General features: G+C 59.6%; 29 protein-coding genes and 3 pseudogenes. 17 read left to right on the top strand and 15 right to left on the bottom strand.

All coding sequences use genetic code 11. From position 1 onward, the window contains the following. Window positions 1–132: 132 nt before the first annotated feature. Window positions 133–438, top strand: a complete 306-nt coding sequence (locus tag DJ564_RS13065; protein WP_010459562.1) for a hypothetical protein — start codon at window positions 133–135, stop codon at window positions 436–438. Here the strand turns inward: DJ564_RS13065 and cynR are convergent. Continuing rightward, window positions 424–1320, bottom strand: coding sequence for a transcriptional regulator CynR (cynR, locus tag DJ564_RS13060; protein ID WP_109636018.1), 897 nt, complete (start codon window positions 1318–1320; stop codon window positions 424–426). The genes DJ564_RS13065 and cynR overlap by 15 nt on opposite strands. A 122-nt stretch (window positions 1321–1442) precedes the next feature. On the opposite strand from cynR, the gene cynS reads away from it, so the two are divergent. The 3 genes from cynS (at window position 1443) to DJ564_RS13045 (ending at window position 2927) form a co-directional block, all read left to right on the top strand. Then, on the top strand, window positions 1443–1910 hold the full coding sequence (cynS, locus tag DJ564_RS13055) for a cyanase (RefSeq protein ID WP_109629803.1): 468 nt from the start codon (window positions 1443–1445) through the stop codon (window positions 1908–1910). Between the two features lie 86 nt (window positions 1911–1996). Beyond that, window positions 1997–2233, top strand: coding sequence for a DUF2790 domain-containing protein (locus DJ564_RS13050; protein ID WP_109629800.1), 237 nt, complete (start codon window positions 1997–1999; stop codon window positions 2231–2233). A gap of 34 nt (window positions 2234–2267) precedes the next feature. After that, window positions 2268–2927 carry a carbonic anhydrase gene (locus DJ564_RS13045; RefSeq protein WP_109629797.1) on the top strand — a complete coding sequence of 220 codons (660 nt, stop codon included), beginning with the start codon at window positions 2268–2270 and terminating at the stop codon, window positions 2925–2927. 12 nt (window positions 2928–2939) lie between these two features. On the opposite strand, the gene DJ564_RS13040 is transcribed toward DJ564_RS13045, so the two are convergent. The 5 genes from DJ564_RS13040 to glsB all read right to left on the bottom strand — a co-directional run bounded on the left by DJ564_RS13040 (window position 2940) and on the right by glsB (window position 8825). After that, entirely contained in the window at window positions 2940–5003 is a 2064-nt protein-coding gene (locus tag DJ564_RS13040) for a pyridoxamine 5'-phosphate oxidase family protein (protein ID WP_109629794.1), read from the bottom strand. Window positions 5004–5130: 127 nt separating this feature from the next. Next, window positions 5131–5754, bottom strand: a complete 624-nt coding sequence (locus DJ564_RS13035; RefSeq protein WP_109629791.1) for a DJ-1/PfpI family protein — start codon at window positions 5752–5754, stop codon at window positions 5131–5133. Between the two features lie 151 nt (window positions 5755–5905). Continuing rightward, a complete protein-coding gene (locus DJ564_RS13030) occupies window positions 5906–6253 on the bottom strand; it encodes a BON domain-containing protein (protein ID WP_109629788.1) in 348 nt (115 codons plus the stop codon). Window positions 6254–6329: 76 nt separating this feature from the next. Beyond that, window positions 6330–7832, bottom strand: a complete 1503-nt coding sequence (locus DJ564_RS13025; RefSeq protein ID WP_109629785.1) for an aldehyde dehydrogenase family protein — start codon at window positions 7830–7832, stop codon at window positions 6330–6332. 84 nt (window positions 7833–7916) lie between these two features. Further along, window positions 7917–8825: a glutaminase B gene (gene glsB / locus DJ564_RS13020; RefSeq protein ID WP_010459549.1), complete on the bottom strand. Its 909-nt coding sequence runs from the start codon at window positions 8823–8825 to the stop codon at window positions 7917–7919. Between the two features lie 393 nt (window positions 8826–9218). Between glsB and DJ564_RS13010 the strand changes: the two genes are divergently transcribed. Genes DJ564_RS13010 through DJ564_RS12995 form a run of 4 tightly spaced genes read left to right on the top strand, consistent with a single transcriptional unit; the run spans window position 9219 to window position 11404 of the window. Beyond that, a complete protein-coding gene (locus tag DJ564_RS13010; RefSeq protein WP_109629782.1) occupies window positions 9219–9422 on the top strand; it encodes a hypothetical protein in 204 nt (67 codons plus the stop codon). Window positions 9423–9479: 57 nt separating this feature from the next. After that, the gene (locus tag DJ564_RS13005; RefSeq protein WP_109629779.1) at window positions 9480–9995 is read left to right on the top strand and encodes a DoxX family protein; all 516 of its coding nucleotides are present in this window, start codon (window positions 9480–9482) and stop codon (window positions 9993–9995) included. Between the two features lie 51 nt (window positions 9996–10046). Continuing rightward, entirely contained in the window at window positions 10047–10670 is a 624-nt protein-coding gene (locus DJ564_RS13000; RefSeq protein WP_109629777.1) for a glutathione S-transferase family protein, read from the top strand. A 35-nt stretch (window positions 10671–10705) separates the two neighbouring features. Beyond that, entirely contained in the window at window positions 10706–11404 is a 699-nt protein-coding gene (locus DJ564_RS12995) for a dienelactone hydrolase family protein (protein ID WP_109629774.1), read from the top strand. Window positions 11405–11549: 145 nt separating this feature from the next. Here the strand turns inward: DJ564_RS12995 and DJ564_RS12990 are convergent, their stop codons facing one another. From DJ564_RS12990 to DJ564_RS12980, 3 genes are all read right to left on the bottom strand, one after another. After that, a complete protein-coding gene (locus DJ564_RS12990) occupies window positions 11550–12524 on the bottom strand; it encodes a nitrilase-related carbon-nitrogen hydrolase (RefSeq protein ID WP_109629771.1) in 975 nt (324 codons plus the stop codon). A gap of 103 nt (window positions 12525–12627) precedes the next feature. After that, complete coding sequence (locus DJ564_RS12985) at window positions 12628–13560, bottom strand: GlxA family transcriptional regulator (protein WP_109629768.1); 933 nt, start codon at window positions 13558–13560, stop codon at window positions 12628–12630. Between the two features lie 108 nt (window positions 13561–13668). After that, the gene (locus DJ564_RS12980) at window positions 13669–14289 is read right to left on the bottom strand and encodes a cell wall hydrolase (RefSeq protein ID WP_109629765.1); all 621 of its coding nucleotides are present in this window, start codon (window positions 14287–14289) and stop codon (window positions 13669–13671) included. 165 nt (window positions 14290–14454) lie between these two features. On the opposite strand from DJ564_RS12980, the gene DJ564_RS12975 reads away from it, so the two are divergent. Then, window positions 14455–15306: a CAP domain-containing protein gene (locus tag DJ564_RS12975; RefSeq protein WP_109629762.1), complete on the top strand. Its 852-nt coding sequence runs from the start codon at window positions 14455–14457 to the stop codon at window positions 15304–15306. Window positions 15307–15337: 31 nt separating this feature from the next. Here DJ564_RS12975 and DJ564_RS12970 read toward each other — a convergent pair whose 3' ends face one another. Continuing rightward, the gene (locus DJ564_RS12970; protein WP_109629760.1) at window positions 15338–15574 is read right to left on the bottom strand and encodes a hypothetical protein; all 237 of its coding nucleotides are present in this window, start codon (window positions 15572–15574) and stop codon (window positions 15338–15340) included. Window positions 15575–15782: 208 nt separating this feature from the next. Between DJ564_RS12970 and DJ564_RS12965 the strand changes: the two genes are divergently transcribed. Continuing rightward, the gene (locus DJ564_RS12965; RefSeq protein ID WP_109629757.1) at window positions 15783–17546 is read left to right on the top strand and encodes an L-lactate permease; all 1764 of its coding nucleotides are present in this window, start codon (window positions 15783–15785) and stop codon (window positions 17544–17546) included. Here DJ564_RS12965 and DJ564_RS12960 read toward each other — a convergent pair. The 3 genes from DJ564_RS12960 to DJ564_RS12950 all read right to left on the bottom strand — a co-directional run bounded on the left by DJ564_RS12960 (window position 17543) and on the right by DJ564_RS12950 (window position 19369). Next, window positions 17543–17827, bottom strand: a complete 285-nt coding sequence (locus DJ564_RS12960) for a hypothetical protein (RefSeq protein WP_178082296.1) — start codon at window positions 17825–17827, stop codon at window positions 17543–17545. The genes DJ564_RS12965 and DJ564_RS12960 overlap by 4 nt on opposite strands. A gap of 97 nt (window positions 17828–17924) precedes the next feature. Continuing rightward, the gene (locus tag DJ564_RS12955) at window positions 17925–18518 is read right to left on the bottom strand and encodes an NADPH-dependent FMN reductase (protein WP_109629754.1); all 594 of its coding nucleotides are present in this window, start codon (window positions 18516–18518) and stop codon (window positions 17925–17927) included. Next, window positions 18515–19369: a sterol desaturase family protein gene (locus DJ564_RS12950; protein ID WP_109629751.1), complete on the bottom strand. Its 855-nt coding sequence runs from the start codon at window positions 19367–19369 to the stop codon at window positions 18515–18517. Before DJ564_RS12950 ends, DJ564_RS12955 begins: the two co-directional genes overlap by 4 nt. Before the next feature lie 67 nt (window positions 19370–19436). On the opposite strand from DJ564_RS12950, the gene DJ564_RS12945 reads away from it, so the two are divergent. The 6 genes and pseudogenes from DJ564_RS12945 (at window position 19437) to DJ564_RS31990 (ending at window position 22341) form a co-directional block, all read left to right on the top strand. Then, on the top strand, window positions 19437–20399 hold the full coding sequence (locus DJ564_RS12945; protein ID WP_109629748.1) for an AraC family transcriptional regulator ligand-binding domain-containing protein: 963 nt from the start codon (window positions 19437–19439) through the stop codon (window positions 20397–20399). Between the two features lie 36 nt (window positions 20400–20435). After that, window positions 20436–20513 (top strand): annotated as a pseudogene (locus DJ564_RS32780) (transposase domain-containing protein); the annotation flags it as partial. After that, window positions 20499–20603: pseudogene (locus DJ564_RS32385) on the top strand (kinase); the annotation flags it as partial. The pseudogenes DJ564_RS32780 and DJ564_RS32385, both read left to right, overlap by 15 nt. A gap of 35 nt (window positions 20604–20638) precedes the next feature. Next, a pseudogene (locus DJ564_RS32250) lies at window positions 20639–21022 on the top strand (LysR substrate-binding domain-containing protein); the annotation flags it as partial. 144 nt (window positions 21023–21166) lie between these two features. Further along, window positions 21167–22054, top strand: a complete 888-nt coding sequence (gene yghX, locus DJ564_RS32245) for a YghX family hydrolase (protein ID WP_218277782.1) — start codon at window positions 21167–21169, stop codon at window positions 22052–22054. 86 nt (window positions 22055–22140) lie between these two features. Continuing rightward, window positions 22141–22341 (top strand): hypothetical protein, encoded by a 201-nt coding sequence (locus DJ564_RS31990; protein ID WP_162556148.1) that lies wholly within the window; start codon window positions 22141–22143, stop codon window positions 22339–22341. Between the two features lie 4 nt (window positions 22342–22345). On the opposite strand, the gene DJ564_RS12930 is transcribed toward DJ564_RS31990, so the two are convergent. Further along, window positions 22346–23134 carry a DeoR/GlpR family DNA-binding transcription regulator gene (locus tag DJ564_RS12930; protein WP_109629742.1) on the bottom strand — a complete coding sequence of 263 codons (789 nt, stop codon included), beginning with the start codon at window positions 23132–23134 and terminating at the stop codon, window positions 22346–22348. Between the two features lie 114 nt (window positions 23135–23248). On the opposite strand from DJ564_RS12930, the gene DJ564_RS12925 reads away from it, so the two are divergent. Beyond that, window positions 23249–24130, top strand: a complete 882-nt coding sequence (locus DJ564_RS12925) for a serine hydrolase (protein ID WP_109629739.1) — start codon at window positions 23249–23251, stop codon at window positions 24128–24130. 281 nt (window positions 24131–24411) lie between these two features. Here the strand turns inward: DJ564_RS12925 and DJ564_RS12920 are convergent, their stop codons facing one another. Next, window positions 24412–25080 carry an ATPase gene (locus DJ564_RS12920; protein ID WP_109629736.1) on the bottom strand — a complete coding sequence of 223 codons (669 nt, stop codon included), beginning with the start codon at window positions 25078–25080 and terminating at the stop codon, window positions 24412–24414. Window positions 25081–25143: the final 63 nt, after the last annotated feature.

Genomic DNA, 25143 nt, shown 5'->3' with positions numbered 1-25143 from the left:
TATCTCCCCCGCCGCTCAACAATAAAAAGGCCCCGCTCGTAATATCGAGCGGGGCCTTTTTTTGTTTGTCTCGTGCGCGGCAAATGCAGCTATCGTTAAGCGTATTCGCTGCTGTGCCCATGGAGACTTGCGATGAAAAATGCCCTGACATTTCTGCTGTTGCTATCCACTGCAACGATTGCTCACGCAAACAAGATCGAAGGTGTTCCATCATTCGATGTCGAATGCCCCGGAAAAATCATCGTTCACGCGGATCAGGACGGACCGGTGTTGATCAACAACGTAGAAGCCGAAACCAAAGCCATGATCAAAGAGCGCAGCTTCGAAGCCAAGGGATCAGGCGTGACGATTTCGATCGTTCTCGCCGATGATGACTCGGTGACCGTAAGCTCCACGGGCAAGGCCCCCAACGGCGTTTGCCAATCACTGGACGACTGACTCCGTCGCCACCGCGCCCAACACCAGATTCATGAACGCCACCGACGCCGCGCTGTGATAGTTGTTCTTGCGCCGAAGCAGCGCCGCCCCGCGCGTAGGCGCTTCACCCAGCAACGGAATTCTGCGCAGTGCCCGGTCCTGAGTGGCAATAGGCTCAGGGAGAATGGTGGCGATGCCCGTATGTCGAATCACCTCCAGCAAGGTGCTCACCGAGTTGACCTCAATCACCACCTTGGGCGTGATTTGCTCCTGGGCAAAATATTCATCGATGCGAGTGCGGGTGACGAAGTCCTGGGCCAACAGCGCAAAGTCCAGTTGCGCCACCTCTTCAGCGGACAACGCGACCTGGCGTTCATATAACGGGTGATCCCGCCCTACCATCACCCCAAGGGTTTCGGTAAACGCCGGGATCGACTCGATGTCGGCATTTCGCACCTGAGTAAAGGCGATGGCGATGTCCAGCGAGTCATCCGCCAGCCCCGCCTCAATGTCATCCATCGACAACTCGAAAATCTGCAGGTGGATGTTGGGAAATCGTGCCACGTAGTCGCGCACCAACGGTCCCACCAGATACGCCATGAACGTGGGCGTCATGGCCAGGCGCAAGGTGCCGCGCGACAAATCCTTCACGTCATGCAGCGCCCGTTTGCCGGCCTCCAGTTCCACCAACACTCGACGTGCACATTCGATGTAGGCCTCGCCCGCATCGGTCGGCTTGACCGTGCGCGACGTTCGGTCGAACAGGCTCACGCCCAGAGTTTCTTCCAGTTGGCGGATCTGCTGGGACAGGGTCGGTTGTGAAACGTGCAGCGCCTCGGCGGCGCGGGTGAAGCCGCCGTGGTCGGCAACCGCCAGCAAGTAACGCAGATGTCGCAGCAACATGGTGAACACCATCTATAGGCAGGACTTATGCAAAGCATTGTATATCGGTCTTGGACGCTATGGATCAATCGGCAGAAGATTGCTTCACACCCAAGCAACACAACGCCGATAGGAGAAGCACCGTGCAACAGTCCCACGCTTATAACGACACCAACCTCGAACTGACCGCCAAAATTCTGGACGCCAAAGCTCGCAAAAACCTGTCATTCGAAGACATGGCCGAGGGCACCGGCCTGAGCCTGGCCTACGTCACCGCAGCCCTGCTCGGCCAGCACCCGCTGCCGGAATCCGCCGCCAAAGTGGTCGGCGAAAAACTCGACCTGGACGCCGACGCCGTGGCCCGCCTGCAAATCATTCCACTGCGCGGCAGCCTCTCCGGCGTGCCGACCGACCCGACCATCTACCGCTTCTATGAAATGATCCAGATCTACGGCACCACGCTCAAAGCCCTGGTTCATGAGCAGTTCGGCGACGGCATCATCAGCGCGATCAACTTCAAGCTCGACATGAAGAAAGTCGAAGACCCGGAAGGCGGCCACCGCGCAGTCATCACCCTCGACGGCAAGTTCCTGCCACTGCGTCCTTTCTGAGTTGATACCGGTCCGCACTCCGGTGCGGGCCAGACCCGACACCCCAAACACTTTGTCAGCCACCACATTCGTCTGGAGGATGCCCCATGAAAAAAATGCTGCTGGTTCTTTCGTTGATAGCGGGCGTATCGGCCCAGGCTCAAGCCCAGGACGCCGCCGTTGCCTACCAATACGGCATGAACCTGGACATCGCCCACGTCGTCGCAATCACCCCGGCCGCTGATGTCTGCGGCGTGGTTCCGGTGGAGATGACTTACCTCGACTCCAAAGGCGCGACTCACATTCTGCAATACAGCGAATTCGGCACCGGTTGCTCGAACTGAGTAGCCACTGTTCATCACTTATGAGGACGTCACCATGAAAGCGCTCATCGAAGGTTTCTTGAAGTTCCAGAACGAAGCGTTCCCGCAACGCACCGACCTGTTCAAACACCTGGCCACCACCCAGCATCCCGGCACGTTGTTCATCACCTGTTCCGACAGCCGCGTGGTCCCGGAACTGCTGACCCAGCAAGAACCCGGCGAATTGTTTGTGATCCGCAATGCCGGCAACATCGTGCCCTCCTACAGCCCGCATCCGGGCGGTGTCTCGGCCACGGTCGAATACGCAGTCGCAGTACTGGGCGTGACGGACATCGTGATCTGCGGCCACTCGGACTGCGGCGCCATGACCGCCATCGCCAAGTGCACATGCATGGATCACCTGCCCGCCGTCAGCGGCTGGTTGCAACACGCCGAATCCGCCAAGGTCATCAACGAATCCCGCCCTCACGCCGATGACGCGGCGAAGGTGAGTTCGATGGTCCGGGAGAACGTCATCGCGCAACTGGCCAACATCCAGACGCACCCGAGCGTGCGCCTGGCCCAGGAAAAAGGTCAGCTGAACCTGCATGGCTGGGTCTACGACATCGAGACCGGTTCGATCGACGCCCTGGAGGCCGGCAGCCGCGCGTTTGTGTCGCTCGCCGATCACCCGACCACCTGCGCCGTGTATGGCAAAGCGGTCGAAGCTGCTTGATGGGTGGCCGCGTTAGATCTCTAGCACCAAGGGCTCATCACCCTTGGCCGGCACCGCGCAGCAGATCAGCACTTCCCCTGGCGCCGGCAGCTCGGCGGGTATGTTCAGATAATGCACCTGCCCGCTGAGTAACCGGGTGCGGCACGTCCCGCACGAACCTCCACGGCAACTGAAGTCCGGATTCAAGCCACGGCTTTCAGCCAGTTCCAGCAAACTCCCGCCACCCGGCTCCCACCGCGCCTCCTTCGCCGACCCGGAAAACACCACTTTCACCGGGCTGTCCGCTGCCGGCACCTGTGCCGGGGCCGGGCTGAGTTGGTCGCGCAGACGGACCAACGTGGAAGGCCCGAACGTCTCCGCATGAATGCGCTCGTCGCCAATGCGCAAGGCCCGCAAGCTGTCGTAAATTCCCTGGGTAAATGCACCGGGGCCGCACAGGTAGAAATCGTAATCGTCCAGCGGCAGTAACGCCTTGAGCAACTCGATGTCAACGCGCCCCGCCACCTCGAAATCCTCACCTTCACGGGCATGATCCTCGGGTTGGCTGAGCAGGCGCAGCGCTCGCACCGAGTCCTTGGCACGAGTGGCCAGTTCGTACAGCTCATCGCGAAACGCGAGTTCGGCGAGGCTGCGGGCACTTTGAATAAACCAGGTCGGTCGAGTGCGGCGGATGCGTTCGCCTTCGTAGATCACTTCGCGCAGCATCGACAACAAGGGCGTCACGCCGACGCCGGCGGCCAGCAGCACCAGCGGTCGACGCTCATCCGCTTTCACCGTGAACCGGCCCTGTGGCGCGCGGGCTTCAATGAGATCGCCCTCGCGGACACGCTCGTGCAGATGCGATGAAATCAGGCCTTCACGCTTGACGCTGATCCGGAAAAAGCTGTCCGACGGTGCGCTCGACAGACTGTACGTGCGCACCAAAGGCGCCTGCCCCTCCGCCAGGCAAAAGCGCACGGGCAAATGCTGCCCGGCCTCGAAGCGCGGCAAGCCCGCATCGTCGGTCGGCTCCAGATAGAACGAACGGATACGGGTGCTTTCTTCAACGATGCGGGTCACGCGCAGCAACCGCCATTGATCGCGCAGGGCATCGGCCTGCAAACGCCCTTCGGCCTGCTGCCAACTGCCGGTCATCAGGCTGTTGGGCGAGAACCCTTCGAATTGCCAGCGCAGCGACAGCACACCGGCGCGACGCACGACGTGTTCCACAGTCATTCGCCAGAGCCGTTCGGCGCCCTGGAACGCTGCTATTTCCGGGCCTTCCAGGATGATCTCGGTGCGCCCCGCGACTTGCAGCACATCACCGGATTCGAAGTCGACAAACAGCAGGCCCACCTGCGGATTAAGCAGCAGATTGCCCAGGGTATTGAAATGCAGGTTGCCGGCGAAATCGGGGATCGTCAGCACGTTGCCCTCGACCCGCACGAAGCCGGCATTGCCGCCACGGTGCGAGACATCCACCGAACGTTTTGTCGGGTCGCCATCAAGGTCTACGTAGCTGGTAAGGAAAAAGGTATCGGCGTTGCCGATGGTCGCCCGGGCGGCTTCGTCGAGCTCATCCAATCGCTCGACCGCCACAGCAGACGAAGCGCGGCCCACTGACCCGGGGTCGACGGCGCGCAGTTGAATGTATTGCGGGCAATTGCCGAAGGCGTGTTCGACGGCCACGGCAAAACCGTCTTGGGTGGCGGTGCTGATGCGACCATTCATTCGGTTGCGTCGGCGGGTTTTCAGGTCGATACCGAGTAGCCCCACCGAGGCACCCGCCTTGAGCGCGGGCCTGACGGGATCGCCTTCGGCGGGCAGGCGGTCGAGTAACAACTGACGGGGATCAGGCGAATGCGCAAATCCGGGCGGCCCTTCAATCAGGGTCGCCCATGGCACGCCGTGTTCATCGACGGCGCCCACCAGTAAATAAGGCAGGTGCGCGTAGAACAATTGATGCTGCTCGGGCAGGTAATCGCGCACCACCTTGCGCCCGAACACCTCCATGCGCTCGGCCACACCGACGCTTTCCTGCAACTGCCGTTCGCCCGCGTGCCAAGGTGACGCGCCCTGCTCCTGCGACTGATTCATGACGACCTCTACGCCTTCGTAAACAGGTGTCTTTCGCCCGAAAGCCCGTGATGGCTTTTGTGGCTCAGGCGTTCAAGCGTAGTTCGCTAAAACGGCCTGTGGCGGGTCGTCGGATGTACGGGCCAGATCAAGGCACTTGCGGCGTTTCATACCATTGGCGAGACGGCGTCGGGAATCGCATTTTCTGCCGGATATGCGCGGCGTTCGCGGGGCTGCTCAGCTGTTCCAGCAGCACGAAGGCGACTTCCGTTGCCGTGCCGGGACCGCTTGAGGTGATGATGCGGCCATCGACTACAACAGGCCAGTCGACAAAACGCGCACCGCTTTCCACCAGCTGGTTTTTGCGCTTGCCACCCACCTGGTGATAGGTCGTGGCGTCTTTGCCTTTCAGCACCCCGGCAACGCCCAGGCACACCGAAGACACGCAGACACTGGCGACGGTTTTACCGGCCGCGACAAAGTGCCGGATGGCCTCCAGAAACGGCTCACTCAAGGCTTCTTCATAAAAGCCCGACGGTTCGAAACCTCCGGGCAATGCCAAGGCATCGAAGCTGTCCAGGTCAAGGTCCCTCAACAAATGAGCCGGGTTGAGGGACAGCCCGAAGGTCGTCACGATCTGCGGCCGCAGGCCGGCATTGATCAATTCCACGGGTTGGTCGCCAAGCAGATTGGCCCAACCGAGCACATCGGTAAAAGCCGCCATTTCCAGCGGTTCAACACCGTTGGCCAACAACATGAGGACGCGTTTCATCGGGTACACCTCTCAGGGATCGGCCGATAGTCGGCCTTTGCCTTACATGAGAGAACACCCAGAAAACGCAATCCATTGTTGCTTGAACTGAAATGCCCGCATCGCGGCGCTCCCGGTTCACGGGAGCGCCGCATTCACACGGTTGCCCTGATCAGTGGTCGTCCTGGTCTTCCGATGAAGGCCGACGCTCGGTAGTTTCTTCGGCGTTGGGGGGAACTGGATGACTGCCAGGCGTGAACACGTGGGTCAGCAAGTCCCGGGCGTCGATTTCGACGACACCCGGCACCGACCGGGCCAGTGCAACCACCTGCTCACACTGGCGGTGCGTGTTGACGCGACCGCTCAGTGAGACCGTGCCCGCATGGGTTTTGACATGGATATTCATGCCAAGGGCCGGCTCGGCCCTGGTCAGGGCAGATTTCACCTTGGTGGTAATCCATGTGTCGTGGACGACCGTTTCCAGATCGTGGGAGTAATTCCGAAAAGAATGAAGTTTCATGACGCAGCCCTCACTCAGAACACAGACGCAAACACACCCTTAATTATAGTGCGATCGTTGCCTGCGCCCGGAATGCTCAGCGTTTGACCGACAGATCCGTCTGGGTCATGCGGCTACGGATAGTGAACACGCCATCTCCCGAAAGAATCGCGCTGCGGGCGAACAGGCGACCGCTCTCCCAGTTCGAAAGCCCCAGTTCCGGCTTGTTCAGCGCGTACTGCCCATCGACCCAGCGAGTAATCCCGTTGCCGACAAAAGGTGCGTTGACCGCATTGTAGAAACGCTCATGCGCCGCGCCCTCTTCACTGATCAGCGACACGGTGAACTGCGGGCTGTAGCGATTGAACAAGGCGATGGCGCTGTCCAGGTCATCAACGATTTTCAGGCTGACTTCCGGGGTTTCTTCCCACTCCCACTCGCGGCCCAACTGATCTTCTGGCAACGGTTCGGTCAGCGCTTCGGTCTGGTAGCCTTCGGCGCGGTACACCTCGACGCTGCCGGTTTGCCATTCAGTCGGCAGCCACGACTCGCTGCCCTCGACGATGTGCAACTTGCAGCCCTGGCCCCGAGCGGTGCCGGCCTGTTGCAGTGCGTCGAGGAACAACGGCACCAGTTCTGCGGCACGGTCGCGCTGGATCAGGCAGACGTTCAGGGTGTTGCAGACCTTGCGGTCCAGAGAATTGCGCACCACGGCGGCGAAGCGCTGGGCGTCAGCGTCTTTATCAGCAATCAGCCAGGCGCCACCGGTGCCGTGCAGGCTGACCGCGGTGCCGGCCTGCTGGGCGATGCTGCCCAGTTGGCTGACCGCACGGCCCGAACCCCGGGCCACGGCCAGCGATAAACGGCGGTCGGCAAACATCGCCCAACCGGCGGCGTGATTGACGCTTTCCACCAAGGACACCGCGCCGGTCGGCAAACCGGCGTCGCTGAGGGCCGGGTTCAGTGCGTGAGTGACGATGGCCTGAGCGGTGCCCAGCGCATCGCTGCCAATACGCAGCACGGCGGTGTTGCCGGTGCGCAACACACCAGCGGCGTCGGCGAACACATTCGGTCGGCCTTCGAACACAAACGCGACGATGCCCAGCGGCGACACCACTTGCTCGACCTTCCAGCCGTCGTGCTCGACGCAACTGATGACCTTGCCGCGAGTCGCCGACGCATCGCGCCAGGCCCGCAGGCCGGCGATCATGTCACGGCGCATGCGTTCGTCGGCCAGCAAGCGCGTGGTGGAACGTCCGCGGGCCTTGGCGCGTTCGATGTCAGCCAGGTTGGCGGCCTCGATCAAGGCCCAGCAATCCGGGTTTTCCAAGCGCTGAGCGAAGAGATCGAAGAACGCGCTGATCGCCTGATCCGAGACGCTGGACAGTGCGGTGAATGCTGCTTCGGCGCGCTCGATGGCGACGGCCGCCGCTTGCTGGTCAGCCACCGGAATCAGCAACAACTCGCCGCTGACCTGCTCCACCAGCAGGTGGTCCCCGGGCTGAAAGCGCTCGGCCAGTTCGGGGCTGACGACAGTGACACGATTACCGGCAAAAGGGATCGGCGTGCCAGCGACTAGACGTTCGAGCGCAAGAGACATGAAGCGGTTTCACCATGCAGGGGGCGGCTGGAAAATGTATAGGAAAATCCACGGAACGTCATTAACCGCGCCAGCCCCTATGCCTTAGAACACCGACCAGCCAATCCGCTGGCTCAACAACTCCAGTGCCGCCATGCCGGCCAGCGAGTTGCCAGCGGCGTTCAATTCCGGTGACCAGACGCACACCGTGAACTGCCCCGGCACCACCGCGACAATCCCGCCGCCGACGCCGCTCTTGCCCGGCAAGCCGACGCGATAAGCAAAGTTGCCGGCTTCGTCGTACAGCCCGCTGGTGGCCATGATTGAGTTGACCTGCTGGGTCTGGCGCGCGGTGAGGATCTGTTCGCCGCTGTGTTTGCAGAACCCGTCGTTGGCCAGGAAGCAGAACGCCCGGGCCAGGTCCACGCAGTTCATGCGCACCGCGCAATGGCTGAAGTAGCTGCGCAGCACGGCCTCGACGTCGTTGTGAAAGTTGCCGAAGGATTGCATCAGGTACGCCATGGCCGCGTTGCGCGCGCGGTGCTGGTATTCGGATTCGGCGACCTTGCCGTCCACCATGACCTGCGGGTTGCCGGACAGCCGACGGACAAAGTCGCGCATCGACAACGCCGGTGCGGCGAAGCGTGACTGGTTGATGTCGCAGATCACCAGGGCACCGGCGTTGATGAACGGATTGCGCGGGCGGCCGCGCTCGAATTCCAGCTGCACCAGCGAGTTGAACGGTTGACCGGAGGGTTCGTGACCGAGGCGTTCCCAGATCGCTTCGCCGGAGTGATCGATGGCCTGCACCAGGCTGAACACCTTGGAAATACTCTGCACCGAGAACGGCGTGTCGGCATCGCCCGCGCAATACAGCTCGCCGTCGTTGCCATACACGGCAATGCCCAACTGATTGGCCGGCACCGTGCCGAGGGCGGGAATGTAGTCAGCCACCTTGCCCTGACCGATCAGCGGCCGGACAGCGTCAAGGATCTCGTTCAACAGCGCTTGCATGCCGGGTTCCGAAGTCTCGCCCCGAGGGATTGCGGGGACACGGAGGCTAGACGCTGTTGGCTGGCGCCAGGCCACAGATTGACCGACCACAATCTCAAAATCACCCATGCCCCCTGTGGGAGCGAGCCTGCTCGCGATAGCGGTGTGTCAGACACCATCAATGTCGACTGACCGTCAGCTATCGCTAGCAGGCTAGCTCCCACAGGGGGGGGCATCAGCTCGAGGTTTTAGTAGCTATGTATCGCAGTGTGTACAGACCCGCCTGCGACACACCCCATCCATAAAACCCCGCACCAACGACACATCGCAGATACACCCGCTTGATGAACTGTGCCTGTCGATTGGCCAAGCCGATCAAAGCACTCAACTCACTCAACGCTACGGAGTATCACCATGTTCAAACTCTCGACTTCTTCCCTGACCCTCGGCCTGATCATTGCCGGCGGCCTGGCCTTGTCCAACGTGGTTTCGGCTTCCGAATCCGAAGCGTTCAGCATGAAGCAACTGGCCCACGGCTACAGCCAGGCCCAGGCCGACTCCGCGGAAAAACCCGCTGAAGGCAAATGCGGTGAAGGCAAGTGCGGTTCCGGCGAGTAATTCATTGCCGCGGGGCCATTGCTGCCCCGCACACCTGACTGAACGGAGATCAAGCTCATGAACACCTCAATTTCATCGGCCGTCAAAGGCCTGCACCTGAACCTCGACCGTGCCGGCAGCTGGCTCGCGCCTTTGACGCTGCGGCTGTTCATTGCCTGGGAATTTTTCGAGTCGGGCCTGGAAAAATGGAACGGCGAGAACTGGTTCGCCGACATCCAGGACGCCTTCCCGTTTCCGTTCAACCACGTGCCGGCCACGCTGAACTGGGAACTGTCGATGTGGGCTGAACTGATCTGCGCCCTGGCCATCCTGGTCGGCCTCGGAACACGGGTATCGGCCATCATTCTGATTGTTGTCACCATCGTCGCGACCGCCGCCGTTCACTGGCCGGCCGATTGGTCTACATTGAGTGAGCTTGCCCAGGGTTACTCCATCAGCAATAAGGGCCACGGCAACTTCAAACTGCCGCTGATCTACCTCGCCGCCCTTATGCCACTGTTGCTCTCGGGTGCCGGCAAGCTCAGCCTGGATGCACTGTTGGCTCGATTCTTCTGGCGTCGCCATAACCGTTGACCGACCAGAGCCCGGCGCGTCCTCCACTCCCATAAACACGGAGCATTCGCCATGAGCCTCACTCTCTACGGTTTTGACGGCAGTACGTATGTGCGCACAGTGAAGATGCTGCTTGCGGAAAAAGGTGCGGATTTCGACCAGTTGCAGGTCAATGTGATGAAAGGCGAACCGCACCTGCCCGAACACCTGGCGCGCCATCCATTCGGCAAGGTGCCGGTCATCGATCACGACGGTTTCCGGATCATCGAAACCGACGCGATCGTGGCCTATCTGGACGAAGTCCTGCCGGGCCCTTCCCTGACGCCCGACAATGCCCACGACCGTGCCCGCACACATATGGTCATGGGAATTTACGATTCTTATGGCTACGGTGCACTAGGCTCGGTGTTCGGCTATCACTTGTTCCCCGACTTTATCGGCGGAAAGAACGAAGAATCCCGTCGCAAAGGCATCGAGACCTCGAAAATGGTCCTGCGTGAATTGATGAAAATCAAAGGCTCCGACCCCTTCGTCGCCGGCCAGGATCCGAGCCTCGGTGACTTTTACCTGGCACCGGCTTGTGCTTACATGGCAATGACCCCGGATGCACCGCAGGTGTTTGCCGTTAATGGCTTCGATGACTGGTGGAAACGGGTTCAGGCATTGCCGAGCTTTCAGGCCACACCACCGCAATAAGCTTTCCCCTCTCACTTGCGTAGACAGGAGCCACCATGAGCGTGACCACCCAATGGATCGAGATCGACAGCGACGAAGGCACCTTCGGCGCTTACCTGGCGATTCCGCATACCCGCAAAGGCCCGGGGATCGTGTTGATCCAGGAGATCTTCGGCGTGAATGAACACATCCGATCGGTCGCGGAGCAATACGCCGCCGATGGTTACCTGGTGATCGCGCCGGACCTGTTCTGGCGCAACGGCCACCGTATCGAGCTGACTTACGACGAAGCCGGCTGGAAACGCGCCGTCGAACTGATGAACGCCACCGACATCGACAAGGCACAGGCCGACATCAAACTGGCCATCGACGCGCTGGATGCGCAACCTGGCCTGGAAGGCGGGATCGCGTCCATCGGTTACTGCTTTGGCGGCTTGCTGTCCTACTTGACCGCCACCAATGGCCTGGTGGATGTGGCCATCGCCTACTACGGCGGCGGCATCCAGAATTATCTGGACCGCGCCGATGAAATCGAGGTGCCGTTGCTGATGCACTTCGGTGAGCAGGACAGCCACATTTCCCTGGAAGCCGTGGAGAAAATCGCCGAGCGTTTCGAGAATAACGACAACGTGGAAATTGTCGTGTATCCGGAGGCCGAGCATGGTTTCAACTGCTCGCACCGCGACAGTTACAACCAGCGTGCCGCGGCTGAGGCCCATGGCAATACGTTGATCTTTTTGGGGCAGGAACTGTAAAGACAAGTCCCTTTTTTTGTTGCGCCTGTGATGGCCTCTTCGCGGGCAAGCCTCGCTCCTACAGGTCATGCGCCCATTTTGATGTGGCGTATGACCTGTAGGAGCGAGGCTTGCCCGCGAAGGGGGCGGCGCGGTCTCAAGCCAATCAGCGGCTGATCTCTTCCACAGAATCAATCACCGCCACCTGCGGATGAGCACCACGCTCATGCACATGGGCTGCCGGCGTACGGTCGATCAGCAGGCTGAGTAATTCCGGGCGGCTGTAGTGGCCTCGGGAATCCATCATGCGTTTGCGCTTGTCGATCAGGCTCATGTCGAGGTCGACGATCACCTCGCCCTCGCCTTCCTGCAGGGAACCCAGTACCACGCCATCCGGGCTGATGATCGCCGTGAAGCAACCACCGGAAATCGGGCCGATCGGGCAGCCGGTGTCGGCCATGATTTGTGCCTGCTGCTCAGGGTTGAGCCACGCCGTGGAGTTGACCACGAAGCATGCCGATTCGAGGGCATGCTGACGGATGTTGACTTCCATTTGCGACGTGAACAGAGGTCCCGCAAACGACCCCGGGTACATCGAGGCGTGAATCTGTTCGCCGTCGGCCATCAAGGCGTAACGGGCCAGCGGGTTGTAATGCTCCCAGCACGCCAGTTGACCGATGCGCCCGACCGAACTGTCGGTGGCGCGCAGGCCAGAGCCATCGCCCATGCCCCAGATCATCCGTTCGTGGTAAGTCGGGGAGATTTTGCGGCGATGCTGGATCAGCGTGCCATCGGCGTCGAACAGCAACTGCGCGTTGTACAGCGTGCCGCCGTCACGTTCATTGACGCCGATCGACACGACCATGCCGGCTTGTTTGGCCGCGGCGCCGATGGTATCGGTGGCGTCCGAAGGCACCGTGACGGCCTGATCCAGCAGTTTGAGGTGCTCGGCGCCCATTTCGAACGGCGACTGCACGAAGGAAAAGTACGGGTAGTACGGCACGATGGTTTCCGGGAACACGGCGAACTGAACGCCTTGGTCGCCGAGCTCCAGAATCTTCTGTACGACTTTATTGACGGTGCCTTCGCGGCTGTAGAGCACCGGGCTGATTTGTACGGCGGCGGCTTTGACGAGGGTCATGGCGGTGATCTCATTGAGGGTTGGACTTCGATGAGATCTAGATTACGGCAATCATATTTTGTCTCAAATGCCGAATACACCACCTTTTAGGACACAACTAACGTCACGCACGATGGGCGCGCTGGATCGCCTGCGGCGGCTGCCCGAACGCACGGATAAACGCCCGACGCATGCGCTCGCGATCGCCAAAACCGGTGTCGGTGGCCACCACATCAATCGAGTGCCGGCCGGTTTCCATCATCAGCCGGGCCGCTTCCACCCGCAGGTTTTCGATGGCTTTGGCCGGGGATTGGCCAGTTTCAGCCTGGAACACCCGACTGAACTGCCGTGGGCTGAGATGGGCGGCGTTGGCCAGTTCTTCGACCGACAACGCTGATTTGAGGTTGTGTTTGGCGTAGGTCAGCGCGGCCTGGATGCGGTCGGTCTTGGGCTCCAGTTCGAGCATCACGGAAAACTGCGACTGCCCTCCCGACCGTCGGTGATACACCACCAGTTGCCGGGCCACCCGACGGGCGACGTCCGCGCCCAAATCCTTTTCCACCAGGGCCAAAGCCAGGTCGACGCAAGCGCTCATGCCCGCAGCAGTCCAGATGTGGCCGTCGTTGATGAAGATGCGGTCTTCTTCGACCTTCACTTTCGGATACGCCCGCTGCAAGGCCGGCGCATGACACCAGTGAGTCGTCGCCCGCCGACCATCCAGCAAACCGGCCTCCGCCAGCGCAATCGCGCCGGTGCAGATAGAACCCAGACGTCGAGTGGTCAGGCTGGCATTGCGCAAAAACTCGACCATGCCCGGTGATGTCGGGCGGATCAGGTTGTCGCCCATCACCAGCAGCGTATCGAACATCCGCTGGTCGAATGCGCTGGTTTCCACGCCGAATCCGGCAGAGGTTTTCACCGTGCCGCCGTGCTCGGAAAGTAACGCGATGCTGTACACCGGCTCGTCGGCTGCCATGTTGGCCAACTCGAAGGTGGCGCACATGGCGAGGCCCAGCACCTGGAAGCCGGGGTAAACGATGAGTCCGATGGTGTGCATGGCGGCTGTCCGATTACGTGGCATGACGGGTTTCAAGCCATCGTAGTAAAACCCCACGCCCTCCAAAATGGAATCAGCCGTAGATCAAAAAAGCAGATGGCTGTCGGCCTACTTCGCCGACCCATCATGCGGTTTGTAAAACCGGAACATCTTGGTCTCAAAGGTTTTGGTGTACGACCTGGCCCAGTCCGGTTTCACCGTGCGGTCATGGAAATACATCGCGCCGCCGGTGCGGTCGGGCAGCTGCTTGTTCAACGCCTTGCGCGCGATTTCCTTGGCGAGGGCATATTGGGTTTCTTCCTGGACCGTGTCCGATTTCCCATCGCACCACCACGAAAACTGGCAGCTCTTGGTTTCGGAACCTTGCTTGACCACCGCGCACACCGTGTCGGGGAAACCTTCGTGGCCGAGGCGGTTCATAACCACGTTGGCGACCGCTTCCATGTCGGCCGTGTTTTTGCCTTTGGCTTCCCAATAGATGGAGCGTGCCATGCAGGTAATCGCATCGTCCAGCGGGGACTTGCCGGCCGGGTCGACGGCCTGGACTTCGGACTGAGTGATCGCCTCGGATTTCGGTACGGGCAGATCGCCGCCCTTCTCAGCGGCCTTGTGCTCAAGCACTTGGGCCTTGTCTTCAGCCACTTCTTTTTTCTGCTGCTGGTCGTCGGCAATAACCTGGCCTGCGACAAGGGTAACCACAAGAATCACAACGGACCATTTGAAGGACATGATGGAGACACTCTGTGTGGCGTCGAGGGAAGCGCCCGTCTGGCGACTTGGCTTCAGTGTAGTAGCCAAATCATGTCAAACGCTGGCAACAAAGCACAAAAAGGCATTGCGCGGCATGGGGTGGAATCGCGCATCATGGGCGCAGTCAATTCAAGGGAGAATTCCATGCGCGTCCTGTCATCCGCTGTGCGTTTTGCCGTGTTGCCGCTGGGGTTGGTATTCGCCGCCACTGCCGTGGCCACCGAAGAAACGCAACTGGTCGAGTCGATCAACGCTTACCGCAGCCAGGCGCAAAAGTGTGCCGGTCAGGCGTCACAGGAATTGCCACCGCTGACGAGCGATCAGCGTCTGGTTTTATCGGCCAGCGGGCCCGTCGACTTGCAGCAAGCCATGGCCCGGGCGTCGTACCCGATGGTCAACGTGCAGGCGATCACCTTGTCCGGGCCGCGTGATGCGCAGTCCGCCATCACGGCGATCAAGGAGAGTTTCTGCCAAGTGGTGCTGGACTCGCAGTTCGTCGACGTCGGTGTCAGCCACGAGGGACGCGACTGGCGCATTGTGCTCGCGCGCCCCCTATTGACCGCACGCCTGGGCGACGCCGCGGTTGAAGGCCAGAAGCTCCTGGAAATGCTCAACGCCGCCCGCACCCAGCCGCGCCAGTGCGGCGGTCAACCGTTCGCCGCAACCACGCCGCTGGCCTGGAACGCAACGCTGGCGACTGCGGCCCAGGAACATTCCCGGTCGATGGCCAATAACAATTTCTTCGACCACAAGGACCGCGACGGCCGCACGCCGGGTGACCGCGCGGAACTGGCGGGTTACAACTTTCAGGAGATCGGCGAGAACATCGCTGCCGGGCAAGACACCCCGCGCAAGGTCGTCGATGGCTGGCTGGCCAGCGCCGGGCATTGCGCCAACCTGATGAACCCGAAGTTCCGCGAACTGGGCGCGGCCTATGCGGTTGATCCAAAGAGTGACGCCGGGATTTATTGGACCGCCATGTTCGGTACGCAATAACGGCGGTGGCAAGAGCGGTGGTTCACCGCTCTTACAACGTATGTTGTTGGTTACCGATGTCTTTGGCTTTTTCGATTGCCCATTCCAACGCCGCCTCCATGTCCAGCATATGGGGGGACGGGCGATTGTCCTCTTCAATGACCGAGCCGTCCGGCCGGTAGACTCCGATGAACATCTTCAGGGAGCCGTCTTTCAATATTTCGGCTTTCACCTCGATCCTGCATCCGTTGGAAAGCGTTTCCTTGTGTTCCTCATGGCGTTCAGTCATCGCTGTCTCCCTCTCGTGGTGAATGGACAGGGTTTGCAGTCATTCTTTCTGAGCGTAGTAGAAGTTCGGCCGGGATAAACGCTGGACGCCGACGCTCGGCGTTATCGGAAATGAACCTCACAGGACAGCGGCGTAATGCCACCTATACTCCATGCCACCAACCCCGCCCGGGGCCTGCACTACCAACAATAAAAAGCAGAGGTGGAACATGGTCTGGCAGCAAATCTACGATCCCTTTGGTAACCCGGTGCTCTCAACCCTCATGGCGGCAGTGCCCGTGGTGGTGATGCTGGCATCCCTGGCGTTTTTCCATATCAAGGCGCATCTGGCGGCCCTGCTGGCCCTTGGCTCGGCACTATTGATCGCCATCTTCGCCTTCGGCATGCCCGCGAACATGGCCGGCTCGGCGGCACTTTACGGCGCCGCCAACGGCTTGCTGCCGATTGGCTGGATTGTGCTCAACATCATCTTCCTGCACCGGCTGACCACCGAAAACGGCTCATTCAAAGTGCTGCAGGATTCCCTGGCGCGTATCACCGACGATCGACGCCTGCAACTGCTGCTGATTGCCTTCTGCTTCGGCGCCTTCTTCGAAGGGGCTGCCGGGTTCGGCACGCCAGTGGCGGTGACCGGGGCGATTCTGATCGGGCTGGGCTTCTCGCCGCTGGCCGCCTCCGGCCTGGCGTTGATCGCCAACACCGCACCGGTGGCGTTCGGCGCGCTGGGTACGCCCATCATCACGCTGGCCAAGGTCACCGGCCTGGATGAAATGGAGCTGTCGATGATGGTCGGCCGACAATTGCCGTTCTTCTCGGTGCTCGTACCGTTCTGGTTGATCTGGGCTTTTGCCGGCTGGCGCAAGATGCTGGAAATCTGGCCGGCCATTCTGGTGGCCGGGGTCAGTTTCGCCGTGCCGCAGTTCCTGGTGTCCAACTACCACGGGCCGATGCTGGTGGACGTGATCGCCGCGCTGATCTCCATGGCATGCCTGACCGGTTTCCTCAAGGTCTGGAAACCGGCCACGATCCACACCTCCGCCGCCCTGTCCGGGCGCGTCGACAACTCGAAGATCGACGAGGAGCATCAGCAAAAACCCGAGGCCAGCGGGGCCTTCGCCAGCGACGCCAAACCGGCGGTGATGCGCGCGTGGATGCCGTGGATCATCCTCACGGTCTTCGTGTTCGCCTGGGGCACCCAAAGCTTCAAAAACATGTTCGATACCCGTCCGGCGATCGATCCGGCCACCAACTCGGCCAAGCTCGATCCACAAGGTAAACCGATGCGCGAAGCCAACCCGATCTTCGCCCCGGTCGTGACTTTCACCACCATTCACCAGCAGATCGAGAAGGTGCCACCTGTGGTGCCCACGGCTAAAACCGAGGAAGCGGTCTACAAGTTCACCTGGTTGACCAGCACCGGCAGCGGCATCCTCCTGGCGGCCATCGTCGGCGGCCTGCTGATGGGCTATTCCATCCCGCAACTGGCACGCCAATACCTGCGAACGCTGTGGGTGGTGCGTTACTCACTCATCACGATCGTGGCCATGCTCGCGCTCGGTTTCCTTACCCGTTACTCGGGCCTCGACGCGACCATGGGCCTGGCCTTCGCCGCGACCGGCATTTTCTACCCCATGTTCGGCACCCTCCTCGGCTGGCTCGGCGTGGCGTTGACCGGCTCCGATACGGCTTCCAACGTGTTGTTCGGCGGCTTGCAACGAGTGACCGCCGAGCAACTGGGGATCAGCCCGGTGCTGATGGCCGCGGCCAACAGTTCCGGCGGGGTCATGGGCAAAATGGTCGACGCGCAGTCGATCGTGGTCGCGTCCACGGCGACTCGCTGGTACGGGCATGAAGGGGAGATTCTGCGTTATGTGTTCTTCCACTCGATTGTGCTGGCGATTCTGGTCGGTGGATTGGTGACGTTGCAGGCGTATGTGGCGCCGTTCAGCAGCATGGTGGTGGGCGGGCACTAGACGTCAAACGGTCCATAACCCGGGCGAGTTGCCCGGGTTATGGCTTGCAACACGCGACTCAAGTCAGACGGCTCCCCGACATCAACCCCCTCCGTCAGCAACGACATCAACGGCTGCACCAAGTGCTGAGTCCGAACATCATCGCCAATCACCGCCACTTCGGTGCAGGGCAAGGCCGGTAACTTTTCCGACGGTTCCAGTATCCGCATCCCTTCCTGCAAAAACGACGTTCCCAACGCCGTAATTCCCAAACCACCGGCAACGGCCGCCTGAACGCCCATCAAATTGCTGGCCAGACAGGCTGACGCCCACTCCCGTCCGACGGTGGAACGTGAGCTGCCGAAGGCTGCGATCTTTCGATCTTCAGCATCCGGGGCTTTACATTCCGGCAGAGAACTCTGGCGGGTGTTCGATTGCAGATCGTAGGGTGAGTAAGGCTGCATCGTATCGACATAGTATTTGCAGAGCCCAGTCGGCACGTGCCCGAATGCGACTATCATTTTCATCTGAAGGCTCTTCGCTGTTTAACATCGACTCTACGTTTCTAATGATGAGTTGTTCAGGCAAATACATGATCCGGCTATTTTTGTAGCTCGATGCACGTAACTCAGCAATTGGATATGCCCCGCCAAGCCCTGCTGAAACGCCCACCAAGAGCGCAGGCTTATGTCCAAGTTCATTGAGCCCTGCGTACAAAAAGAAGTTTTTCAGGGCTGGGCAAGCCATGCCATTCCATTCAGGGCTGATCACGATCAGTGCAGTTGCTCTTTGGAGGATGGATTGCTGGGCATTCCAGACTCTCTCGGTGTCTTCTTCTGGCCAAAGCGGTAACCGATGAGAAGCCAGGTCTATCAATTCACTTGAGTCACAAAGCTCAAGTTTCTCTAATCGATCGCGCAGAAACCTGGCGACCTTGACTGATTGACTATTTGATCTGTTCGATCCAGACAGCAAAACGATATGACGACTCATCGCGCCACCTTCTGGTTAGCGTCTACCTTGGGGGCGGTACGGCGGGAGCGCACGATTGGCCAGAACAATTCTTCTTTCCAGCTTATCGCTGACAAGTGTTCGATTCCGTAGGCTGGCGGACGCCGACGGGTAATTTTTGCGGTTCCGAACAGTACGTCCCAGAGAAATAACAGGTTGCCGAAATTGCCTTTGTAATGCGTAACGCCATCCTCTGCAGTCAAACCGTGATGCGCAGAGTGAGTGGACGGTGTGGAGAAGGTTCGCTCCAAAACCCAAATAATTGGGCGTAACGCGGGGATGCGATAAAGTTTGTCGTCCCACGCGATGCTGCTATGTGCAGCGAAGATCACGGTCATTTTCAAAATCAAATAAACATAATAAACAGGAGCAAGCCCAAGATAAATCAGCATGCCAGACAACCAGATGCCGGGCATCAGAAGATAGTAGAAACTGTTATTGCGATAGACGATGCGAACACTCATGTAAGGCGCGGAATGATGCGCACGATGCAATGCATAAAGTGCAGGAACCCGGTGAGTCAGACGGTGCCACCAATATTGGGTCATGTCATCCAGCAGTAAGAACAATACAAATCCTGCAATCCACGGAATTCCGGCCAACGCGTCCTTCATGTCCGGTACAGCCTGATTTAACATCTTGCCACTTAGCCACATGACTAAAGGGAATGTGACCGCCAGCAGTATTCCAGAACCGACGACTTCAATAAGTACGTCACGTTTGCCGCCTGACGACTGACGAAACGAGGAACAGGCAAGCTCTAGCAAAATGAAGGCAAGGAAAATCCCGGCCACTATCACAGCAGGGTTATTGGCGAGCATTGTTATATTCATGGCACTCTCGATTTAGGCCCTTGTGGGCAATGCCTTGTCATTAGAAACTCAGGAGTCAGCCTTCCCAATGCGCGAAATGGACAGAATTGAGCTAGAACCGGCCAATCGCCCGCCCCAGCGCTTTCATCGAGGCAAGCTGGGCCAAGTGCTGGAGCGCTTCCTTGACAGCCAGGTTTCCCGACAAAGCACGGATTACAGCCTGATCGAGCTGAATCAGCTTTGGCGCGAGGCGGCGCGCATTGATCCGGCTATCGGGTTAAAACTGTTCGCGCTGTTCACGCCTCAGGACTGGCACGTCCTGGCTTATCTTTGCCTGTATAGCCCCGACGTTTTGTCGTCCATGCACCTTTGGGCCCGGTACGCACCGCTTGCATCGGACACAGACATTGTGAGGTTGGTGAATGATGAAAATGGCGTCGGGATCGAGGTTTGCGTCGATGCACCAGGAGAGTTGGCGCGGTATGTCATCGAACACTACGGCGTGATGTCCATCGCGCAATTGCGACGTGGAACGGGGCAGGATGTGCAGCCGATTCTGGCAAAATTCGTTCATTCGCGTCCGCCGTATTACAAGCAATACACCCAGTGGTTTGGAGACCGTATCGAGTTTGACTGCCCGGTTAACTGCTTCTATTTCCATGCGCAAAGCTTGAGCCTGCCGATGCAGACCCGTCATCACGGGATGTTGGAGTTATTGACTCAGGAGCTAGATCGACGAATTGCCGCGCATCGCAATTTCAGCGGCTGGTCAGCCAAGGTTGCCGAAGGTGCGCGACGTTCTCTGGCGAGGGGTGAAACTCCTAACCTGGAAAATCTGGCAAAGGCGCTGCACCAGACGCCCAGGACTCTACGCAGACGCCTGGAAGAGCAAGGCACGACCTTCAGACAATTACTCGATCAGATTCGTGCAGAACTGGAACTGCATCTTGAGTTGCAAGGAGAGTCGTTAACGGAGATTGCAGCTCAATTGGGCTACAGCGATTTGACTGCCTATCTGCATGCCCGAAGTCGATGGCGTGACAGGAAATAAGGTGGCGGCCTGATTATTTCGATCCTGCCTTTGCATTATGATCCCTATGCTTATCTGAAAGATGTTCTCACGCGCCTGCCGACTCAACGGGCGAGTGCTGTCGCTAATGAGCTTGCTTTGAGCAATCTTCGTTTCGGCAGCACGGTCATAGTTGACTGTGTCAACCCAGTAATCGAAAGCCGAAGGGCGTGGAGCGAAATCGCTAACCTTGGGGACGTTTAAACAAAGACTCTGCGGCGATGTTTATTCACCTGGTGCCAGCTTCCCACACCTCATTGTCGCGGCGCGAAGCCGACATAGCCGTACGCCTGAGCCGGCCCAAGGAACCGGACCTGGTGGCACGCAAGGTCGCGACCGTGCAGTTCCACCTGTACGGCTCGGCGGACTATCTGGCCAAGACAGCCCCGGAAGATCTGGCCTTCATCGCCTACGACCAGACCATGGAGCAAACTCCGCAACAGCTCTGGCTCAAGCAACAAGTGGGCGATCGACCGATCCTGCTGCACAGCAATGATCTGAATATCCAGGCGACCATCGGCGTTGCGGCATTGCCATACTTCCTGGGCGAGCACTACGGCTTGCAAGCGATGGAGACTGTGGGTGCGGACCTTGCGCGTGAAGTCTGGCTGGTGGTGCACAGCGATATCCGGCACACCCCGTCGGTGCAGGCGGTGATGGGTTTTTCTGGCGTCGTGCTTCGAAAACTGAGCCCGTGCGCCAAACACTGCTTTACTGATTCAGATCCTGAACCAACGGGAAGCGCCCCCATGGACCGTCTCACCGCCAAAGACTTCGCCCCGGAATTGCTTGAGCTCTACGACTACTACGCGCACGGCAAGATCAACCGACGCGAGTTTCTTGATCGGGCGGCGCTGTTCACGTTGGGCGGTCTGACGGCCAGCGCCCTCCTCGCCGCCCTGAGCCCGAACTACGCGCTCGCCGAGCAGGTTGAATTCACCGACCCGGACATCCTCGCCGAGTACATGTCCTATCCATCGCCCAAGGGCCACGGCAATGTCCGCGGCTATCTGGTGCGACCGACCAAAGCCACCGGCAAGGTGCCGGCGGTGGTGGTGGTGCATGAAAACCGTGGGCTCAATCCTTACATCGAGGACGTCGCCCGACGCGTTGCCAAGGCAGGGTTCATCGCCCTCGCCCCCGATGGCCTGAGTTCGGTGGGCGGCTATCCGGGCAACGATGAAAAAGGCAAGGAATTACAAGCGGCTGTCGACCCGGAAAAACTGATGAATGACTTTTTCGCGGCGATTGAATGGCTGATGAAAAACGACAAGACCACCGGGAAAGTCGGCATTACCGGGTTCTGCTATGGCGGCGGCGTTTCCAATGCGGCGGCGGTGGCCTACCCGGAACTGGCGGCGGCCGTGCCCTTTTATGGCCGTCAGCCAAAGGCTGAGGATGTGCCGAAAATCAAGGCACCGTTGCTGCTGCATTACGGTGAACTGGACAAGGGCATCAATGAAGGATGGCCGGCGTATGAAAAAGCGTTGAAAGCGTCGGGCAAGACCTACGAGGCCTACATTTATGCAGGCTGCAATCACGGTTTTCATAACGACTCCACGCCTCGCTACGATGAAGCCGCGGCGAAACTCGCGTGGGACAGGACAGTGGCCTGGTTCAACAAATACCTGATTTAAGTTCGAAAGATCGCAGCCTCGTTTCACTCGACAGCTGCTACACCGGTTGCTTGTAGCAGCTGTCGAGTGAAACGAGGCGGCGATCTTTGGGGTTGTTTGCAGGTGTGGGCGACCCAGCTATCAATTGCTTCGATCTTTTAAATCATGAAGCCGAATTTTTTATTTTTCAGCGGCGAGTTCAGGATGGCGCCACCTCTGATAATTCGGGCGAAAGCTTCATGAACATCAATTTTGCGTTTGCGTGCTTGATCGTGGTGTCGTTTGCGATTGCGCTGGGGCATGGCTGATCGCTCAGGCGTGCGCTTGCACCACTTCGATTCCCAGCTTGCGATAGTCGTCGATGTCGCCCGACGCCACGTGACGCTCGGTAATCAGGGTATGCAAACGTGAGCACGGCACGACGATGTACGGTTCCACCGCCCCCAGTTTGTCGGCCGTGGTGACGGCGATCACTTGAGAGGCACTGTCGAACAGCGCCTGCTTCACGGGCACCTCATCAAAATGCAGCGAGCTGATGCCGACCTCCGGATGAATCGCACACACCCCGGTAAACAGCACGTCAGCCTTGATGCCCTGCAACAAACGCACGGTTTCGTGACCGCTGACCGACATCGTCGCCAGGTTAAGTTGCCCACCCGCCAGAATCACCTTGATGCCTGGGTATTCCGCGAGGGTGATCGCGGTCAACGGCGATGTGGTGATGGCCGTGATGGAAATAGTCGAAGGCAAGGACCGGGCGATCTGCAGCGTGGTGCTTCCCGAATCGAACATCACGATCTGACCGTCCCGGACGTGTCGCGCGGCGAGTTGTGCGAGGTGCACTTTCACCTCATCGGTTTCACCCACCCGAGTGAGGAAATCCTTGCCCGTGTCCTTGGGACGAGGCAGCGCCCCACCGTGCACGCGTTGCACCAGACCGGCGCTGTGCAGCTCCGACAGGTCGCGGCGAATGGTGTCTTCTGAAACGGCGAAATGCTGGCTCAATTCCGAGGCCATGACCTTGCCGTCGCGCTCAAGAATCAGAAGGATTTTTTGCCGGCGCACGGAAGGAAGCTCATTTGCCAAATGCTGATCTTGCATGTTTGTGCCTGATTTTGCGTGTTTGTGCGAGATTAGCCAAAGCGCTGCGCAAACACAATCGCGGTTTTGTTTTCTGGCAAACTCCCCGGCGCGTCCATCGAGAGCATTCACCCCATGCATTTCGCCCTTGTCTCAAACGGTTCACTCCTCACGCTTGAACAGCCCGACATAACCGTGCCGTGGTGGAGTTTCACCAAGACGGTGCTCGCCGCCGCGGCGTTGTCGTTGGTGCGTGATGGATTGATCGGTCTGGACGATGTTGTGCCTGAAGGTCCTTTCACGTTGCGTCAACTGCTGCGGCATGAGGCGGGGTTGGCGGATTATGGTGAACTCGCTGACTACCACGCCGCTGTTTCTCGCCATGAGGCATCTTGGCCAGCCGCTGAAATGCTGCAGCGGCTGGATGCCGCCCGGTTGCGCTATGCACCGGGAGACGGCTGGCGATATTCGAACGTTGGCTACCTGTACATCGCCAGACTCATTGAGCGCGTGACAGGTCTCGCGCTTGAGGAAGCACTGACGCAACGCGTGTTGTCCCCTCTCGGTTTATCGCGGGTGCGCCTGGCCACGAAGCGCGGCGATCTGGATGGCGTGAAGATGGGAGCGGCCGCGAGTTACGATCCGGGTTGGGTCTATCACGGTTTGCTGGTCGGTTCGCTTGCTGACGCGGCCCTGTGCCTGGACCGGTTGTTGGGTGGAGATCTGTTGCCGCAAGCATTGCTGCGGGAGATGCAAACCGTACGCACGCTGGGCGGACCGATGGCTGGACGTCCCTGGGTTGCTCCGGGTTACGGCCTTGGTTTGATGCAGGGCACTGTGGAGGGTGGGCTCACCTTGAGCGGTCACACGGGAGCTGGACCGGGCAGCGTCGTTGCGGTCTACCGCTGCGTCGATGGCGGCCGCACGGCGAGTTGCGCGGTTTTTCGTGAAGGTGGAGAGGAAGGCGCTGTGGAGGCCCAGGTCGTGCGCCACCTGATGAGCGCGGCGCTTGATTAGATCCGAGAATCATCTGTCCGACCTCCGCCTCAAGGGGGGCGGCAATACCTCAATGCAGGGGAGCACACAAAACCTGTGGCGAGGGGGCTTGCCCCCGTTGGGTCGCGCAGCGGCCCCAAAACCTGCCACCGCATTTATTCAGATAAACCGCGTGCGCAGGATTTGCGACTGCTGCGCAGCCGAACGGGGGTAAACCCCCTCGCCACAGGATTGTGCGCAGTCAGACCTCGATGTGGAAAATTCACAAATTTGGCGGATTAACGGATCACGTTGAATGTGCATCAGTAGCTGGCGACTTGCGCCCCATTACCAGACGTCACCAACGCCTTCAACGACGCATCAAACTGCTTCAACGCATTCACCTGCACCATGTTTTGCTGGTCAATCTGCGCGGCAATCTCCGGGGCCGCTTTGCCTTGCACCCAGACCGAAGGCATCTGCTGTTCACGTGAGCCTTCGGCCTTGCCGATGTATTGCAGGTTCGAGTCGTAGAACTTGGCCAGGAAGCGCGCTTCGACCTGGTTGTTGCGCTTTGACACCAGGCGATTGTAGGTGTCCAGCATCACCACCACATCGGGATGGGCTTGCACCACGGCGTCGAGGTTGTCGTAGACGGTCACCGAAGCGAATTGTTTTTGCAGCGAGCCCATCAGCCAGTTGATCGCCCGCTTCGGATCGGAGCTGTTGACGAAGGCGTTGCTGATGCGCGAATCCAGCGCAGGGTTCTTCGCGCCGTTCAGTGCGACAGAATGGTACTGCTCAAGGTATTCGAGGGTGTTGAGGGTGTTTTCGCTGTAGAGCACGCCCACCGATTGAGTGTGCTGCAAGCTGGCGGGGCTGTCGGCCATCGGCAGGAAATGGCAGGACGGGTCAGCCGCGTAGGCCGGTGCGGTGGCGGCAACACTGCCGGTCAAAACGGCGGCCAGGGCCAACATGGTAGAGATTCTCATCGCGCAGGTTCCTTCAGAGGCGACTTTGGTATGACGCTATCCTCCTCTCATGACAGAAAAACG

This window comes from Pseudomonas sp. 31-12 (assembly GCF_003151075.1).
In the GTDB taxonomy this organism is placed as follows: domain Bacteria; phylum Pseudomonadota; class Gammaproteobacteria; order Pseudomonadales; family Pseudomonadaceae; genus Aquipseudomonas.
The sequence above is the reverse complement of the archived record's forward strand: the minus strand, read 5'-3'. Positions and strand labels throughout refer to the sequence as shown.